This window comes from Rhodopseudomonas palustris BisB18 (genome assembly GCF_000013745.1).
Classification (GTDB): domain Bacteria; phylum Pseudomonadota; class Alphaproteobacteria; order Rhizobiales; family Xanthobacteraceae; genus Rhodopseudomonas_A; species Rhodopseudomonas_A palustris_F.
In genome coordinates, this window is sequence record NC_007925.1 from 2,824,008 (window position 1) to 2,839,745 (window position 15,738).

11 protein-coding genes and 1 tRNA gene are annotated in these 15,738 nt (G+C 66.0%); 4 read left to right on the forward strand and 8 right to left on the reverse strand.

Annotated features, from left to right (window positions below):
* Positions 1–20 precede the first annotated feature (20 nt).
* The 5 genes from RPC_RS13000 to RPC_RS13025 form a co-directional block, all read right to left on the reverse strand.
* Complete coding sequence (locus RPC_RS13000) at positions 21–386, reverse strand: hypothetical protein (protein WP_011473044.1); 366 nt, start codon at positions 384–386, stop codon at positions 21–23.
* Positions 387–557: 171 nt separating this feature from the next.
* Positions 558–1,226: a collagen-like triple helix repeat-containing protein gene (locus RPC_RS13010; RefSeq protein WP_011473045.1), complete on the reverse strand. Its 669-nt coding sequence runs from the start codon at positions 1,224–1,226 to the stop codon at positions 558–560.
* Positions 1,227–1,518: 292 nt separating this feature from the next.
* A tRNA-Lys gene (locus tag RPC_RS13015) sits at positions 1,519–1,594 on the reverse strand.
* 144 nt (positions 1,595–1,738) lie between these two features.
* Positions 1,739–4,498, reverse strand: coding sequence for a glycosyltransferase (locus RPC_RS13020; RefSeq protein ID WP_011473046.1), 2,760 nt, complete (start codon positions 4,496–4,498; stop codon positions 1,739–1,741).
* Between the two features lie 182 nt (positions 4,499–4,680).
* Positions 4,681–5,235 carry a beta-1,3-glucan biosynthesis protein gene (locus RPC_RS13025; RefSeq protein WP_011473047.1) on the reverse strand — a complete coding sequence of 185 codons (555 nt, stop codon included), beginning with the start codon at positions 5,233–5,235 and terminating at the stop codon, positions 4,681–4,683.
* 257 nt (positions 5,236–5,492) lie between these two features.
* Between RPC_RS13025 and RPC_RS13030 the strand changes: the two genes are divergently transcribed.
* Positions 5,493–7,118: a beta-1,6-glucan synthase gene (locus tag RPC_RS13030; RefSeq protein ID WP_011473048.1), complete on the forward strand. Its 1,626-nt coding sequence runs from the start codon at positions 5,493–5,495 to the stop codon at positions 7,116–7,118.
* Here RPC_RS13030 and RPC_RS13035 read toward each other — a convergent pair.
* Together RPC_RS13035 and RPC_RS13040 are read right to left on the reverse strand one after the other, a co-directional pair.
* On the reverse strand, positions 7,078–7,458 hold the full coding sequence (locus tag RPC_RS13035) for a hypothetical protein (RefSeq protein ID WP_011473049.1): 381 nt from the start codon (positions 7,456–7,458) through the stop codon (positions 7,078–7,080). The genes RPC_RS13030 and RPC_RS13035 overlap by 41 nt on opposite strands.
* 67 nt (positions 7,459–7,525) lie before the next feature.
* Positions 7,526–8,854, reverse strand: coding sequence for a hypothetical protein (locus tag RPC_RS13040; protein WP_041801785.1), 1,329 nt, complete (start codon positions 8,852–8,854; stop codon positions 7,526–7,528).
* 168 nt (positions 8,855–9,022) lie between these two features.
* Between RPC_RS13040 and glmU the strand changes: the two genes are divergently transcribed.
* The 3 genes from glmU to RPC_RS13055 all read left to right on the forward strand — a co-directional run bounded on the left by glmU (position 9,023) and on the right by RPC_RS13055 (position 13,414).
* Positions 9,023–10,399 carry a bifunctional UDP-N-acetylglucosamine diphosphorylase/glucosamine-1-phosphate N-acetyltransferase GlmU gene (gene glmU, locus RPC_RS13045; protein ID WP_011473051.1) on the forward strand — a complete coding sequence of 459 codons (1,377 nt, stop codon included), beginning with the start codon at positions 9,023–9,025 and terminating at the stop codon, positions 10,397–10,399.
* Between the two features lie 140 nt (positions 10,400–10,539).
* The gene (glmS, locus tag RPC_RS13050; RefSeq protein WP_011473052.1) at positions 10,540–12,366 is read left to right on the forward strand and encodes a glutamine--fructose-6-phosphate transaminase (isomerizing); all 1,827 of its coding nucleotides are present in this window, start codon (positions 10,540–10,542) and stop codon (positions 12,364–12,366) included.
* A 250-nt stretch (positions 12,367–12,616) separates the two neighbouring features.
* Positions 12,617–13,414: a DUF502 domain-containing protein gene (locus tag RPC_RS13055; RefSeq protein WP_011473053.1), complete on the forward strand. Its 798-nt coding sequence runs from the start codon at positions 12,617–12,619 to the stop codon at positions 13,412–13,414.
* A gap of 152 nt (positions 13,415–13,566) precedes the next feature.
* Here RPC_RS13055 and recG read toward each other — a convergent pair whose 3' ends face one another.
* Entirely contained in the window at positions 13,567–15,699 is a 2,133-nt protein-coding gene (recG, locus tag RPC_RS13060; protein WP_085978888.1) for an ATP-dependent DNA helicase RecG, read from the reverse strand.
* Between the last annotated feature and the right edge of the window lie 39 nt (positions 15,700–15,738).

Here is a 15,738-nt window from a genome sequence, read left to right on the forward strand (position 1 = left end):
GACAGATCCGCTGCTGCGACTCAGGTGTCGCGCTTGGCGGCGCCGGTGACCAGGCTGGTCTGGCTGGTGACCGGGTCGGTGACCGCGGTCTTCACAGTTGCCTTGCCATTGCCGGTCAGCGTGAACTTGCTGTCGCCGACGCGGAACGCGTTGTCCTTGATCAACACCGACTGAAACTTGAGGCTGCCTTCGCCTTCATATTTCACCTGGGCGCGAAAGCCGCTGACGTCGGTGACCGTGATCTTGAATTTCTTGGTGTTGCTGTAGGTGCCTTGCCAAGTGCCTTCATAGGCCTTGGCGTCGACGTTCTTGTAAGGCGTGGAGGTGCCCGGATTCAATCCGACGGCGGTGTAGTTCGCCGCGAGAATGCTCAATAAGTCGGCCATGCCGATGCTCCGCGCCAATGTCCAGCAGCGCGCAGCGCTGCGACGCGCACATTAGACCCGGCTGCGGTTAACGGGACGTAAATTGAAACAGGGTCGGGCGTCCGGGAGCTTTGACCGGCCGCGCGGCGCGGCCCGGCGTCGCGAGCTGCGCAGCGAACGCGACCGAGCCGATCAGCCCTTGGACCCGGGATCGCCCTGCGGACCCGCGTCGCCCTTGCCTCCCGGCTCGCCCTTGCCTCCCGGCTCGCCCTTGGCACCGGGCTCGCCCTTGGGGCCGGGCTCGCCTTTCGGCCCGGTGTCACCCTTGGGGCCTGGCTCGCCGCGCAGACCCGCGTCACCCTTCGGTCCGGGCTCGCCGCTGGGACCGGCTTCGCCGCGCGCTCCGCTGTCGCCTTTGGGGCCGGGGGCACCCTGCGCTCCGGCTTCGCCCTGTGCCCCGGCTTCGCCGCGTGCTCCGGTGTCGCCTTTGGGGCCGGCTTCGCCGCGTGGACCGGCTTCGCCGCGCGGCCCGGTGTCGCCCTTGGCGCCGGGCTCGCCCTTCGGCCCGCGCGGGCCGCAATTGGCGACCAGCAGATCCTTCAGCACCTCGTCACCGACCTTGAGATCGAGCTTGCAGTTCTCCGGCAGATAGGACAGCGACATCCGGAAACGACGGGACGACGAACTCTGCACCTTGTCGCCGCTGCCGACCACGACCACCGGCTGATTCGGTCTTGTGGTGCGGCCGGTGATCACCAGCTTGCCGCTCTCGATCGCCACCTCATTGATGTCGAGCGCGGACGCGGCGCTCGCCGACAGCAGCAGCGCGACCGAGCCAAGCAGCAGAGTACGTGTCAGCATGTGCAGGTTCCCTTCGTTTCCCCGATGTCCCGATGTGCGACCGCTACCACGCGGGTGCAATCCGGATCGCGGCTTGCCGTTCCGCGTGGCGCGGTTCGAACTTGCCGAACCGGCATCCTAGGCGGCAAGGATAACAGTTTCCCCGGGGCGAGGCACTCGCCGATGCTGCATGTTGTCGCGTCCGCGGAGGCCGGGTTCCAGCGCGGGCGATGGGGTGCGGCGCACGGCGACAACGCGCGGCCAGCACTGCTGATCGCCATCGCTTGGCCGCATGGTTTTCGAATGAGGAGAATGGTGAGCGCGGAGGGACTCGAACCCTCGACCCCATGATTAAAAGTCACGTGCTCTACCGTCTGAGCTACGCGCTCACGTGACGCGCTGTGTAGGGGGCGGGACGAAGCGGGTCAAGTCCGGGGCGGAATCAATTGGAGCGCTGCGGACGCTGAAACGACGTGCGGGGCCATGGATTTAGGCCCCGGCTTTCGTTCGTTGCCTGAACTTCGCGGGCGAGATTACACGGTATCGCGGTGGATTTCCGACACCACCGGCTGCGGCGCCGGCATCGCCGCCGGCACGGTCTTGGGCAACGCCACCGGCCGCAGCCCGATCAATTCGGCGGTGCGCACCCCGGTGTTCTTCCAGAACGCAAACGAATTGATCCGCGAGTTCTCCAGGATCGCGATCGCCACCGCGGCCAGGAACGGCAGGCTCTGCAGCACCAAGACCGCGGCGAAGATGTAGATCTCGTGGACTTCCTTATAGGCGTTGGAGGCCACCAGCACGGCGGCGCCGACCAGCAGCAGCACGCCGATCACCGCCTCCCAGAACGCCTGGAACTCGACCGACATCAGCGAAAAGCCGCCCTTGGAGGTGCGGGCGAAGGCGAGGTGCTCGGTGATCAGGCCCTGCGCCACCGCGCGCGACACCGTCCACTGCACCGACATCGCCGCGATCATCGCGCCCAGCATCCGCGGCACGGTGATCTTCACCCGCAGCCGGTACAGCACCAGGAAGTGCGCCAGCGTCACCACGAACGAGGCGATGATCGGCAGCGTCAGGATCTTGTCGGGGATCGCGATGTCGGCGAAGGCGACGATCGGAACCCAGATCAGATTGAGGATCGCCACCACCACGCCGAGGCTCTCGGCGCCGAGCCAGTTCAGCCAGCCCAGCGCGAATTCCCGCCGTTGATCCGGCGTCAGCCGGCTGGCGCCCGGCAGGAAGCGCCGCCAATGCTTCTTGATGATCTGGAAGCCGCCATAGGCCCAGCGATGCCGCTGCTTCTTGAAGGCCTCATAGGTGTCCGGCAACAGGCCATAGCCGTAGCGATGGTTGGTGTAATGGGTCAGCCAGCCATGCTCGATGATTTCCAGGCCGAGGTCGCTATCCTCGCAGATGGTGTCGCCGGCCCAGCCGCCGACCATCTCCATCGCGGCGCGGCGGATCAGGCACATCGTGCCGTGCACGATGATGGCATTGAGCTCGTTGCGCTGCACCATGCCGATGTCGAAGAACCCGGCATATTCGCCGTTCATGATGTAGTGCATCAGCGAACGGTCGCCGTCGCGATGGTCCTGCGGTGCCTGCACCAACCCGACCCGCGGGTCATCGAACGCCGGCACCAGATCCTTCAGCCAGTCCGGCTCGACCATATAGTCGGCGTCGATGATGCCGATGATCTCGGCGTCGGCGGCGGTGCGCTCCATGGCGATGCGCAGCGCGCCGGCCTTGAAGCCCTCGACCTTCTCGGCGTTGATGAATTTGAAGCGCTCGCCGAGCTCGCGACAGTGATCCTGGATCGGCTGAGTGAATTCCGGATCCGGGGTGTTGTTGATGATCACCACGCATTCGAAGTTCGGATAATCCAGCCGCGCCACCGCATCCAGCGTCTGCTTCAACATATCCGGCGGCTCGAAATAGGCCGGGATATGGATCGACACCTTCGGCATCTTGGGGGCTTCGGCGACGACGTCGCCGACTTGGTCTGCATCGGCGCGGACCGCCTCTGCGGAGGACGCGGCCAGCGCCAGCGGCGGCGACGCCACGGTCGCCGGCGGCGGCTTCTTCAACAGCCGGACCGGCGCGCGGCCGAACGCAACCGCGGCGATTTCCTCGATCCGCGCCATCGCGATACACACCAGCGGCACCAGCAGGATCAAGCCCAGCGTTAGCGCCAGCGCCGAGCCGAACACGAAATAATGCCCGTTCCAGTAGGCGAATACGGTGGCGACCCAGGCGCCGACGCCGTGCGCGGCCGCCGACAGCATGAACGACTGCATCGCGCTGGGCTGGGCCAGCCGCAGGATCGGCGTCGACAGCAGGATGCCGATCAGCAGCGCGATGCCGGCGAGCTTCCAATAGGCCGGATCGACCACCGGGCCGCTCCAGGCGAATTTCGGTTCGCGCGCCGCGTTCAGGATCCCCCAATACGGACCGACGCCGCCTTCGAAGAATTTCCAGGGCTGATCGATCGCCTCGACGATGTTGTATTCCATGCCGATGGCTTCGGCGCGGTTGACGAAATTGCGCAGCGTCACCGCCTGCTCGAACGGGCCGGGCACCGCGTCCTTCAGATTGTAGCCGGCGGAGGGCCAGCCGAATTCGGCGATCACGATGCGCTTGCCGGGAAACGCGTCGCGCAGCTTCTGATAGATGATCAGCGCCTGGTCGACCGCCTTGGTGTCGGAAAAACCTTCCCAATAGGGCAGGATGTGCGCGGCGATGAAGTCGACCGAGGAGGCGAGTTCCGGATGCTCGAGCCAGATGTTCCAGATCTCGCCGGTGGTCACCGGGACGTTGACTTGGCCCTTGACGCGCTGGATCAGCTTGATGAGGTCTTCGACCTTCTGCTCGCCGCGGTAGATGGTTTCGTTGCCGACCACGATGCCGTTGACGTTGCTGTTGTGCTTGACGAGGTCGATCGCCGACAGCATCTCGCGCTCGTTGCGATCGACGTTCTTGTCGATCCAGGCGCCCACGGTGACCTTGAGGCCGACCTCGCCGGCGATCGGCGGCACCAGTTCGACGCCGCCGGTCGAGGAGTACAACCGGATGGCGCGGCTGAGTGGCGCCAGCGTCTTCAGGTCGGAGCGGATGCGCTCGGCATTGGGAATGTTGTCGACGTCCGGATGCCCGGTGCCGTCAAACGGTGCGTAGGAAACGCTGGGAAGGATGCCTCGGAAATCCGGTGCCTGCTGCTGTTCCCTGAAGATCCCCCAGATGGCAGCATGAGCAGCGGTGACCAAGAGCAGAACGGCGACGACGGCGCGCATCGCGACTCAACCATACGGGGCCAACATGGCAGGGAAACGGACCCGTCCCCGAGGTCCGACCAAGGCTGCGGCAAACCAAGCATAGCTCTGCCACGTCAACAAACAACTCTTATGGTGCCGTGGCGATTTGAGGGCGGCGGCGTTTTCAACCGCCGAATTCTCGCATCGTTCCGGCGCTTAACTCATTTCGCGGCGGGCGGCGCCGGCGGTGCCGCCGGGGCTGCGGCCGGAGCCGGCGCGCTGGCGGCGGACGCTGCCGCCTGCGGCTGCGCATTCGGATTGATCCAGCAGGCATGAACCCGGCCGCTCAGGCTGTCCGGCGCCTTCGGGTCGATCGCGCCGAACCGCACCAGGCAGCGGAAGGTCGCCTGCACGTGGCCGCCGGGGCAGCCGAACCGATCGTAGAGATCGAGATGGCGGAACGCGGTGTCGAGATCGTCGCGCCACATCAGGCCGACGACGCGGCGTCCGAGCCAAACGCATTCCGGATTGCCGGCCGGGCCGTTGATCGCCTGCGCAGCCTCGACGAACTCGTCGGTCTTGCGCTGGCTGTCCTTCACCGGATCGGCGGGGGCAGCGGGGGTGGTATTGGCTGGGGCGGGTTTGCCGGACTGATCCTGGGCGCGCAGGTCGCCGCTCTGGGCGATCGCTCCTCCGACCCCGATCAACAGGGCCAATCCACTTACAGCAAGGCAACGCACCGCAGCGTTCTGAAGCTCGATCAGCAGTCCACGCATAAAATCCCCGATATTGCTCCGGCCCGACCGGTCAGACGTCACCGTCTGTTTGGTGGTCAATCTGGTCCCGAATACGGCGCAGGCCTCGACGAATTCCCATGACGGACATTTTTGAATTTGTCCAGCAATGGCGCAATACATCTTCGCGGATGACTGCCGGGTGAACAAAGCCGTTGACGCCTCGAAGTTTCGATTTGGAGCAATCCGGTCTTGGCAGATCGGCGATGACCGGCTAATCGACGGGTCCTTCGTGGAGGATGGAACCGATTTCACTTCGCACGCCGCTGGCGCTTCTCCTGGTCTCGTTGGGTCTGATTGTCGCGGCGTGGTGGTGGCTGGCCACGCCGGTCGCGCTGGTGCGCGCGCCGATCGATCCGTCCGACAAGTTGGAATGCGTTTCATATGCGCCGTTCCGCGGCAGCCAGACGCCGCTGATCGCCTCGACCCAGATTGCGCCGGAGCAGATCGCCCAGGACCTCGCGCAGCTCGCGACGATCTCCAAATGCGTGCGGACCTATTCGGTGCAGAACGGCCTCGATCAGGTCCCGGCGCTGGCGGAAAAGGTCGGCTTGAAGGTCATTCAGGGGATCTGGCTCGGCAGCAACCGCTATAAAAACCTGGCCGAGATCGCCACCGTGGTCGGCCTGACTAAAGAATATCCCGGCGTGATCAGCTCCGTGGTGGTCGGCAACGAAGTGCTGCTGCGCGGCGAGATGACCGCGGCCGACCTCGCCGCCACGATTCGGATGGTGAAGCCGCAGGTCAAGGTTCCGGTGACCTATGCCGATGTCTGGGAATACTGGCTGCGCAATCGTGAGGTGTACGAGGCGGTCGATTTCGTCACCATCCATATTCTCCCATACTGGGAGGATTTCCCGGTCCGCGCCAAATACGCCGCCAGCCATGTCGACTCGATCCGCAAACGGATCGGCGTGGCGTTCCCCGGCAAGGAAATCCTGATCGGCGAAACCGGCTGGCCGAGCGCCGGCCGGATGCGCGAAGGCGCATTGCCGTCGCGGACCAATCAGGCGCGGGTGGTGTCGGAGATTCTCGATCTGGCGAAGAAAGAGAAATTCCGCGTCAACCTGATCGAGGCCTACGACCAGCCCTGGAAGCGCCAGCTCGAGGGCACTGTCGGCGGCTTCTGGGGGCTGATCGACGCCGATCAGCGGGCGCTGAAATATCCCGCCGGCCAGAGCGTCAACAATTACCCATTGTGGAAGATCTATCTGGGCTGCGGGCTCGGCTTGAGCATTCTGGTATTCGGCGCGGCGATGCTGACGATGCGGCGTCGGCCATGGTCGCCGCGGCTGTTGTCGTGGTTCGCGGTCACCGCATCGGCGACCTCGGCGGGTATTCTGTTTGGCGTGGCCGCCGACAAGATGCTGTATGAGAGCCTGGGCGTCGGCGGTTGGCTGTGCTGGGGAGCGCTGCTCGGCGCGGCGACGCTGGCGCCGATTCTATCCGCCAGTGCGCTGATCTCCGGCCGCGCGCTGCCGAGCTTCCTGGAACTGGTCGGCCCGCGCGAGGGCCGCACGCCCTCATGGCTGGCGCGCGGACTTGGGCTGACGCTGCTGATCACCACGGTGATCGCCGCGATGACCGCGCTGGGCTTCCTGTTCGATCCGCGCTACCGCGATTTCCCGTTCGCCGCGCTGACCATGGCGGTGGTGCCGTTCTTCGCCCTGATGCTGCTGAACCGGCCGAAGACCGGTACGCGGCCGATCGCGGAGGCGGTGTTCGCCGGGGTGTTCGTGGTCACCGCGCTCTATACCGGCTTCAACGAAGGTCCCAACAACTGGCAGTCGCTGTGGACCTGCGCCGGTTACGTTCTGCTCGGCCTTACGCTGTGGCAGGCGCGGGGCGAGCAAACCCCAAAATAAGCAGGCCGATCGCCAGCCCCGACAGCCCGATATTGTAAAGCACGATGCCGAAGCCGGCGGCCACCAGACCCGCGGTCAACAGCACGATCGAGGGCCGGATCACGTGCAGCACCGCGATCACCAGCGCGGCGATCCCGAACACCGAATTGCGAAACAGATAGGTCATCAGGATCCGGGTCTTGCACAGCATCGTCGGCAGGCCGGCGTCGCAGGCCAGCGCCACGGTGGACAGTTCGATCGCCAGATAGCGAAGATACAGCGCGTAACCAACGGTGAGAAAGCCGACGATCAGCAGCCACTGCACCTGATATGGGGTCAGTCGGAAGGGTTGTTTTTTCATGGCGGCGATTATGCTGCGCTTCGCGCCTCAGGACAACCCGATCCAGCCATAGCAAGTCGTCGGAGCGTCAGCGCACGCCGAGCAGCGTCAATAGCGGCGAGGAGGGGGGCGGCGGCGGCGGCGGCACCGCCGGCGCAACCGGCTCGGGTTCGGCAACCGGGATCCGCGCGCTGACGCGTTTGCGGCTTGGCCGTGCGGTGGCGGGTTGCGCGGCGCCGGTCGACAGCCGCTGCCCGTCATAGATCGCGGTCTCGCAAAACCGCTCGGAGGAAGCCAATCCGGCGCACAGTTTGGCGGCGGTCGACGCGTCGCTGATCGGTCCGGCGACCAGCCGCAACTGCATGCCGGCCCCCGAATTGCGCTCCTTCACCACCAGCAGCGGCCGCAGCGCCGTCAGCGAGGCGTTGGATTTGAGCAGCCGCTGCCAGAGGATCCGCAGCCCCTCCACAGAATTCGCGCCGCCGAGGTCGATGCCGAATTCGGTGCGCTGCGCTGTGACCGGCTCAGCATCGGATCCGGTCGGCTCCGCATCGACGGCGGCGATCACCACAGGAGGCGACCCAGCCGCCGGCCGGGCCTCCGGCTCGGTCAGTTTCGCTGCGGAGGGGTCTGGCGGGCCGAGGATGGACTTGGCGGGCACCAGCGGGGCTGGCGGTTTTTGCGTCACCGGTTGCAGTTCAAGCAGCGGACGGCGCGGGGCGGCATCGACGACGGCCGGCGGCGCGATCACCGCGACGGGCGGCGGGGCTGCGGCCGCGACCGTCGACGCTGCCACGTGCGGGGTCGGCGAAGCCGCGGCGGCGGGGACGGGGATCAGCGAGGCCGCCTGGGCGGCACGGACCGGGCCAGACTCGCGCATCGCTTGCGGGAGGTCTGCGGGCTCTGCCGCCACGGTTGCGGGCGGAGGTGCCGCCTTGGACGGAGCCTGGGCGGGTGTCGGGGCTGCAGCGGCTTGGGCGGCCGGCCGTGATTCGGTCGCGGCGGGGGCGGGCGAGGGCGCAACGTGCGTGGTCTGGCGCTTGATCGAGCCGGTCACCGATTCGACATTCTGCTCGAGCATGGTGACGCGCGAATACAGCCGGTCGCGGTCGCCGTTCAGGGTCTCGATCGCCGACGCCAGCCGGTTGGTTTCGGTCTGCGCCTCCTTGGCGATGCGCTGGATCTGCTGCGATTGCCGCGCCAGATCGGCGGCCGCGGCCTGTTCCTGGCGGACCTGGATCGAGGACTGGCTGGCCAGAATGGCCAGCACCAGCGCGCCGATCGAACCGACCGCCCAGGAGCCCAGCCGCCACAGCGCGCGGCGGTCCAAATTCTCCTCCTCGGCCAGCAAGCCCATCAGGCTGCCCTCCGATTCGGTGTTCAGGCTTTCCGCCAGCTCATCGCGATTTCTTGCCATACGACGTCTGCTGCCCCCCGCAGCCACGCGAATCACACGCCCAACATTATCAGGGAAAGCTTGCCCGAACGTCGCTCGTACGACTCCGCGGTCGCCGGTGTTTCCAGCTCGGCGAAAAACCCATATGAACGCCGCAGCACCGCAGACCACCATGGGATTCCGAATCGAATGTTGCGTCGAACCAGCCTGACTATCGTCCTCGCCGCGGGCGAGGGGACGCGGATGCGCTCCGCGACGCCCAAGGTTCTGCACCAGGTCGCCGGAGAATCCCTGCTCGCCCACGTGTTGAACGCAGCACCCAGGGGCGATGGCGCCTCGCTCGCCGTGGTGGTCGGTCCGGACCATGCCGCGGTGTCCAACGAGGCCAAGCGGGTGCGCCCCGACGCGGCGACCTTCGTGCAGCGCGAGCGCCTCGGCACCGCGCATGCCGTGTTGGCGGCGCGCGAGGCGATCGCCGCCGGCGCCGATGACCTGTTGATCGCGTTCGGCGACACCCCGCTGATTTCGGCGGCGACCTTCGAGCGGCTGCGGCAGCCGTTGCGGGACGGCGCGACGCTGGCGGTGCTCGGGTTTCGGCCGGCCGATCCGACCGGCTACGGCCGGCTGTTGGTCGAGGGCGGCCGGCTGGTGGCGATCCGCGAACAGGCCGACGCCAGCGCCGAAGAGCGCGAAATCACGCTGTGCAACGCCGGGGTGATGGCATTCGACGGCCGCACCGCGCTCGCCATCCTGGAGCGGATCGGCAACGCCAACAGCAAGGGCGAATATTATCTCACCGACGCGGTCGCAATCGTGCGCGACCTTGGACTGGAGGCCACCGTGATCGAGACCAGCGCGGACGAGGTGCGCGGCATCAACACCAAGGCGCAGCTCGCCGAGGCCGAAGCGGTGATGCAGGCGCGGCTGCGCCGCGCGGCGCTCGACGCCGGGGTGACGATGATCGCGCCGGACACCGTGTTCCTCGCCGCCGACACCACGTTCGGCGTCGACGTCACCATCGAACCGTTCGTGGTGATCGGCCCCGGCGTCAGCATCGCCGACGGCGCGGTGATCCATGCGTTTTCGCATCTCGTACAGGCCGTGATCGGCAAGAACGCCTCGGTCGGTCCTTACGCCCGGCTGCGGCCCGGCACGTCGCTCGGCGATGGCGCCAAGATCGGCAACTTCGTCGAGACCAAGGCCGCGATCATCGACGCCGGCGCCAAGGTCAACCATCTGACCTATATCGGCGATAGCCATATCGGCGCAGGCGCCAATATCGGCGCCGGCACCATCACCTGCAATTACGACGGCTTCGGCAAGCACAAGACAAAGATCGGCGCCGGCGCTTTCATCGGCTCGAACTCCTCGCTGGTGGCGCCGGTGACGATCGGGGCGGGGGCCTACATCGGCTCTGGATCTGTGATCAGCCGCGACGTCCCCGACGACGCGCTGGCGGTGGCGCGCGGCCAGCAGGCGATCCGCGAGGGCTGGGCGAAACGGTTTCGCGAGGCGAAATCGCGCGGCAAGGCCAAGGACACCGGCCATGCCAAGGACGCCAAGTAGTTAACGACTCGGGCGGCCGATTTACCGTCAGAATTAACGTTGTCTTACTCCGAAATGATTATTGATTAGCTTCGCTTTCGCAGAAGCTCATAAGACCATTTCGGGCGTCCGCCTCTGTCAACGTGGAGTGATTGAACCGCATGTGCGGCATTGTCGGCATATTGGGACATGGTCCGGTCGCGGATCAACTGGTCGATTCCTTGAAGCGTCTTGAGTATCGCGGCTATGATTCCGCCGGCGTCGCCACGCTGGAGGGCACGCATCTGGTGCGTCGCCGCGCCGAAGGAAAACTGCGCAACCTGGAAAAACTGCTCAAGACCTCGCCGCTGCAAGGTCATTCAGGCATCGGCCATACCCGGTGGGCGACGCACGGCAAGCCGACCGTAGGCAACGCCCATCCGCACGCCACCGAACGCGTCGCCGTGGTGCATAACGGCATCATCGAGAATTTCCGCGAGTTGCGGCAGCAGCTGGAGAAGCACGGCGCGATCTTCAGCAGCGAGACCGACACCGAGGTGGTGGCGCATCTGGTCGATTCCTATCTCGCCGCCGGCGCGTCGCCGGAAGAAGCCGTCCGGCAGGCCTTGCCGCAACTGCGCGGCGCCTTCGCGCTGGCCTTCATCTTCAGCGGTCACGACAACCTGCTGATCGGCGCCCGAAAGGGCTCGCCGCTGGCGATCGGCTATGGCGACGGCGAAATGTATCTCGGCTCGGACGCCATCGCGCTGGCGCCGTTCACCGACACCATCAGCTATCTCGAAGACGGCGACTGGGTGGTGCTGACCCGCAGCAGCGCGGTGGTGCGCGACGAACTTGGCGTCGTCACCGACCGCGACACGCTGAAATCCGGCGCCTCGTCGCTGGTGGTCGACAAGGCGAACTACCGACATTTCATGGCCAAGGAAATTCACGAGCAGCCGGAAGTGGTCGGCCATACGCTGGCGCGCTACGTCGACATGGCGAACGACTGCACCGCGTTGCCGGTGACGCTGCCGTTCGATTTCAAGGACATTCAGCGGGTCTCGATCACCGCCTGCGGCACCGCGAGCTACGCGGGATTCATCGCCAAATACTGGTTCGAACGCTTCGCCCGGGTGCCGGTCGAGGTCGACGTCGCCTCCGAGTTCCGCTACCGCGAGGCGCCGTTGCGCAAAGGCGATCTGGCGATCTTCATCTCGCAATCCGGCGAAACCGCCGATACGCTGGCGGCGTTGCGCTACGCCAAATCGCAGGGTCTGCACACGCTGTCGGTGGTCAACGTGCCGACCTCGACCATCGCCCGCGAGAGTGAAATCGTATTGCCGACGCTGGCCGGCCCGGAGATCGGCGTCGCCTCGACCAAGGCGTTCACCTGCCAGTTGATGGTGCTGGCGGCGCTTGCGGTGGCGGCCGGCAAGGCACGCGGCGAATTGTCCGCCGACGACGAAGCCCGGCTGGTACACGGGCTGGTGGAAATTCCCCGACTGATGGCGGCGGCGCTGGCCACCGAACCGCAGATCGAGAAACTGGCGCGCGACATCGCCAAGCGGCAGGACGTGCTCTATCTCGGCCGCGGCACCAGCTATCCGCTGGCGCTGGAAGGCGCGCTGAAGCTGAAGGAAATCTCCTACATCCACGCCGAGGGCTATGCCGCGGGCGAACTCAAGCACGGCCCGATCGCGCTGATCGACGAGAACATGCCGGTGGTGGTGATCGCACCTTATGACCGGGTGTTCGAGAAGACGGTGTCGAACATGCAGGAGGTGGCCGCGCGGGGCGGCAACATCATCCTGATGACCGACGCCAAGGGGGCGGCGGAGGCCACCATCCAGTCGACGGTCACCATCGTGCTGCCGGATATGGCGGCGGCGTTCACCGCGATGGTTTATGCCATCCCGGTGCAGCTTCTGGCCTACCACACCGCCGTGGTGATGGGCACCGACGTCGACCAGCCGCGAAACCTGGCGAAGTCGGTGACCGTCGAATAGGCAAACCGTCGCAGGCGGTCGCACTGGTTTTTTGCCGCAGCGCCGATACATAGAAACAATTATGCGATTACAACGGGTTATGATTGTCATGGGGATAAATTTTATCCCCATGGAAAGCCGTTGGCTGGCACCGGACGTGCAATAGTCTGCTAGATGGTCTGCTAGAATGATTCATTCGCAGCGGCCTCGGCTCGAACGGCGTTGACGATTCGTGGTCCAGCCACGATGTTCTTTCAAATGACCTGGATCCATGATGACCCGTAACGACCAATCCTCGACCGACAGTCCCATCGAGCTTCCGCACGATCCGCCGCGCGGCTTCATGGCGCGGATCCGAAACTATTTTCTCACCGGGCTGATCGTCGCCGGCCCGATCGCCATTACGTTCTATCTGACCTGGTCGTTCGTCACCTGGGTCGATGCCTTCGTGCGGCCGTTCGTCCCGGCGGATTATCGCCCCGAGACCTATATCCAGCATTATCTGCCGTTCGGCGTGCCGGGGTCCGGTCTGATCGTGGCTTTCTTGGCGCTGACGCTGCTCGGCTTTCTCACCGCCAACTTGATCGGCCGCACCCTAGTCGATCTCGGCGAGCGGCTGCTCGGCCGGATGCCGGTGGTGCGCGCGATCTATCGCGGGTTGAAGCAGGTGTTCGAGACGCTGTTCTCCGCCACCGGCTCCAGCTTCCGCAAAGTCGGGCTGGTGGAGTTTCCGGCGCCGGGGATGTGGTCCTTGGTGCTGATCTCGCAGCCGCCTGGCGAAGAGATCGCCGGCAAACTGCCGGGCCAGGATGAGCACATGTCGGTGTTCCTGCCCTGCGCGCCGAACCCGACCACCGGGTTTTTCTTCTACGTGCCGAAGAGCAAGGTGATCGAGGTCGACATGACCGCCGAGGCCGCGGCGACGCTGATCATGTCGGCGGGCGTGGTGCAACCGGGCTCCGATCCGCAGAAGAAGATCGCCGCCTTGGCCGGCACGGTGATGGCCGCGCGAACCGCCAGCGACGCGCCGGAATCGGCGTTCTCGCGGCGACGTGCGAAAGTGGATTAGAGCTTTCAGCTGACTTTGGAGTCATTCCGGGGCGCGAGCAGCTTTAGCTGCGAGCGAACCCGGAATCTCGCTCCACGCTCTGTCTGCCGCAAGATTCCGGGTTCGCTTGGCCTTTCGGCCTCGCGCCCCGGAATGACGCCATGCGACGATGATTACCCCGCGCCGATCAGCGGCAGCGCCTCGTCGCGTTCGAACAGATAGAGCAGGCAGCGCAGCGCCTCGCCACGCTCGCCCTTGAGCTTCGGATTGTCCTTGAGGATCTGCAGCGCCTCGTCGCGCGCTTGCGAGATCAGCTGCGCGTGCACCTCGGGCCGCGCGATGCGATAGCCGGGCAGGCCGCTCTGCCGGGTGCCGAGCACGTCGCCTTCGCCGCGCAGCTTGAGGTCTTCCTCGGCGATCCGGAAGCCGTCGGTGGTCTCGCGGATCACCCGCAGCCGCGCCGCCGACATCTCGCCGAGCGGCTCCTTGTAGAGCAGCAGGCAGGTCGAGGATTCCGAACCGCGGCCGATCCGGCCGCGCAGCTGATGCAATTGCGCAAGCCCAAAACGCTCGGCATTCTCGATCACCATGATGGTGGCGTCCGGCACGTCGACGCCGACCTCGACCACGGTGGTGGCGACCAACAGGCCGATCTCGTGGGCAGCGAATTGCGCCATCACCCGGTCCTTGTCGGGGCCGCGCATCTTGCCGTGCACCAGACCGACGCGGTCGCCATAGCGGAATTTCAGGCTCTCGAAGCGCTGCTCGGCGTCGGTGAGATGGACGGTTTCGGATTCCTCGACCAGCGGGCAGATCCAGTACACCAGCTTGCCGGCGGCGAGCGCGCGGCCGACCGCGTCCATCACCTCGTTGAGCCGGCTGTTGGGCACCGCGCGGGTGTCGATCGGCTGCCGGCCGGCCGGCTTCTCGCGCAATTCCGACAGGTCCATGTCGCCGAAATAGCTCAACACCAGCGTGCGCGGGATCGGCGTGGCGCTGAGCACCAGCACGTCGACCGCAGCGCCCTTGTTGGTGAGAGCGAGGCGTTCGCGCACGCCGAAGCGATGCTGCTCGTCGACCACCGCCAACGCCAGATCGTTGAACACCACGTCGTCCTGGATCAGCGCGTGGGTGCCGACCAGACAATGAATCTCGCCGCTGGCGAGCGCGGCCAGAATCTCGCGGCGCTCCTTGCCTTTCTCGCGGCCGGTGAGAATCGCCACGCGCAACCCGGCCTGCGCGGCGAGCGGCGCGACGGTCTTGAAATGCTGGCGGGCGAGAATTTCGGTCGGCGCCATCAGCGCCGCCTGTTTGCCGACCTCGGCGACGGCAGCCGCGGCGAGCAACGCCACCACGGTCTTGCCGGAGCCGACATCGCCCTGCAGCAGCCGCAGCATCCGCACCGGCTGCCGCAGATCCTCGGCGATCGCGGCGGCGGCAGCCTGCTGCGAGGCCGTCAGCGCGTAGGGCAGCGCGTCGATGATCTTGGCCCGCAATCCGCCATCGCCGGCATTGCGGGTGCCGGCCGGCCTGCGCAACTGCGCGCGCACCAGCGCCAGCGCGAGTTGCCCGGCGAGCAGTTCGTCATAGGCCAGCCGCGACCAGAACGGCCCGTCGGGCAGGATGTCGGTGAGCTCGACCGGGCGATGCACCCGCTGCAGCGCCTCGGCGAACGGCGCAAAGCCGCAACGTCGCATCACCTCCGGCGCGGTCCATTCCGGCAGCGTCGGCAATTTCAGCAACGCCTGCGCGACGGCGCGGCGCAATGATCCGACGGCGAGTCCCTCGGTGAGCGGATAGACCGGATCGATGCCGGAGAGCAAAGCGAGGCCGGCCTCGTCGACCACGCGATCGGGATGCACGATCTGCAGCGTGCCGTCGAACATCTGCGCGGTGCCGGAGACGTAACGCTTTTCGCCGACCGGCAGCAGTTTCTCGACATAGCCCGGCTGGGCGCGGAAATAGGTCAGCACCACGTCGCCGGTGTCGTCGCTGGCATAGACCAGATGCGGCGCGCGCGAGCGGCCGCCGGGCGCCGGGCGATGCCGATCGACGGTGACTTCCAGCGTCACCATCGAGCCCGGCACCGCGTCGCGGATCTTCGGCCGTGCCCTGCGATCGATCACGCTGACCGGCAGATGCAGCAACAGATCGACCAGCCGCGGCGTCTCGCTGCGGTCGAGCAGATAACGGAACAATTTGTCCTGCTTCGGCCCGACGCCGGGCAGGCTGGTCACGGGCGCGAATAATGGATTGAGCAGCGGAGGGCGCATCGAACGACTCTGGGCACATGGCGTTGCCTGCAATCGACGACGATTGGATGCATTTTGCGCCGAATGCAATGC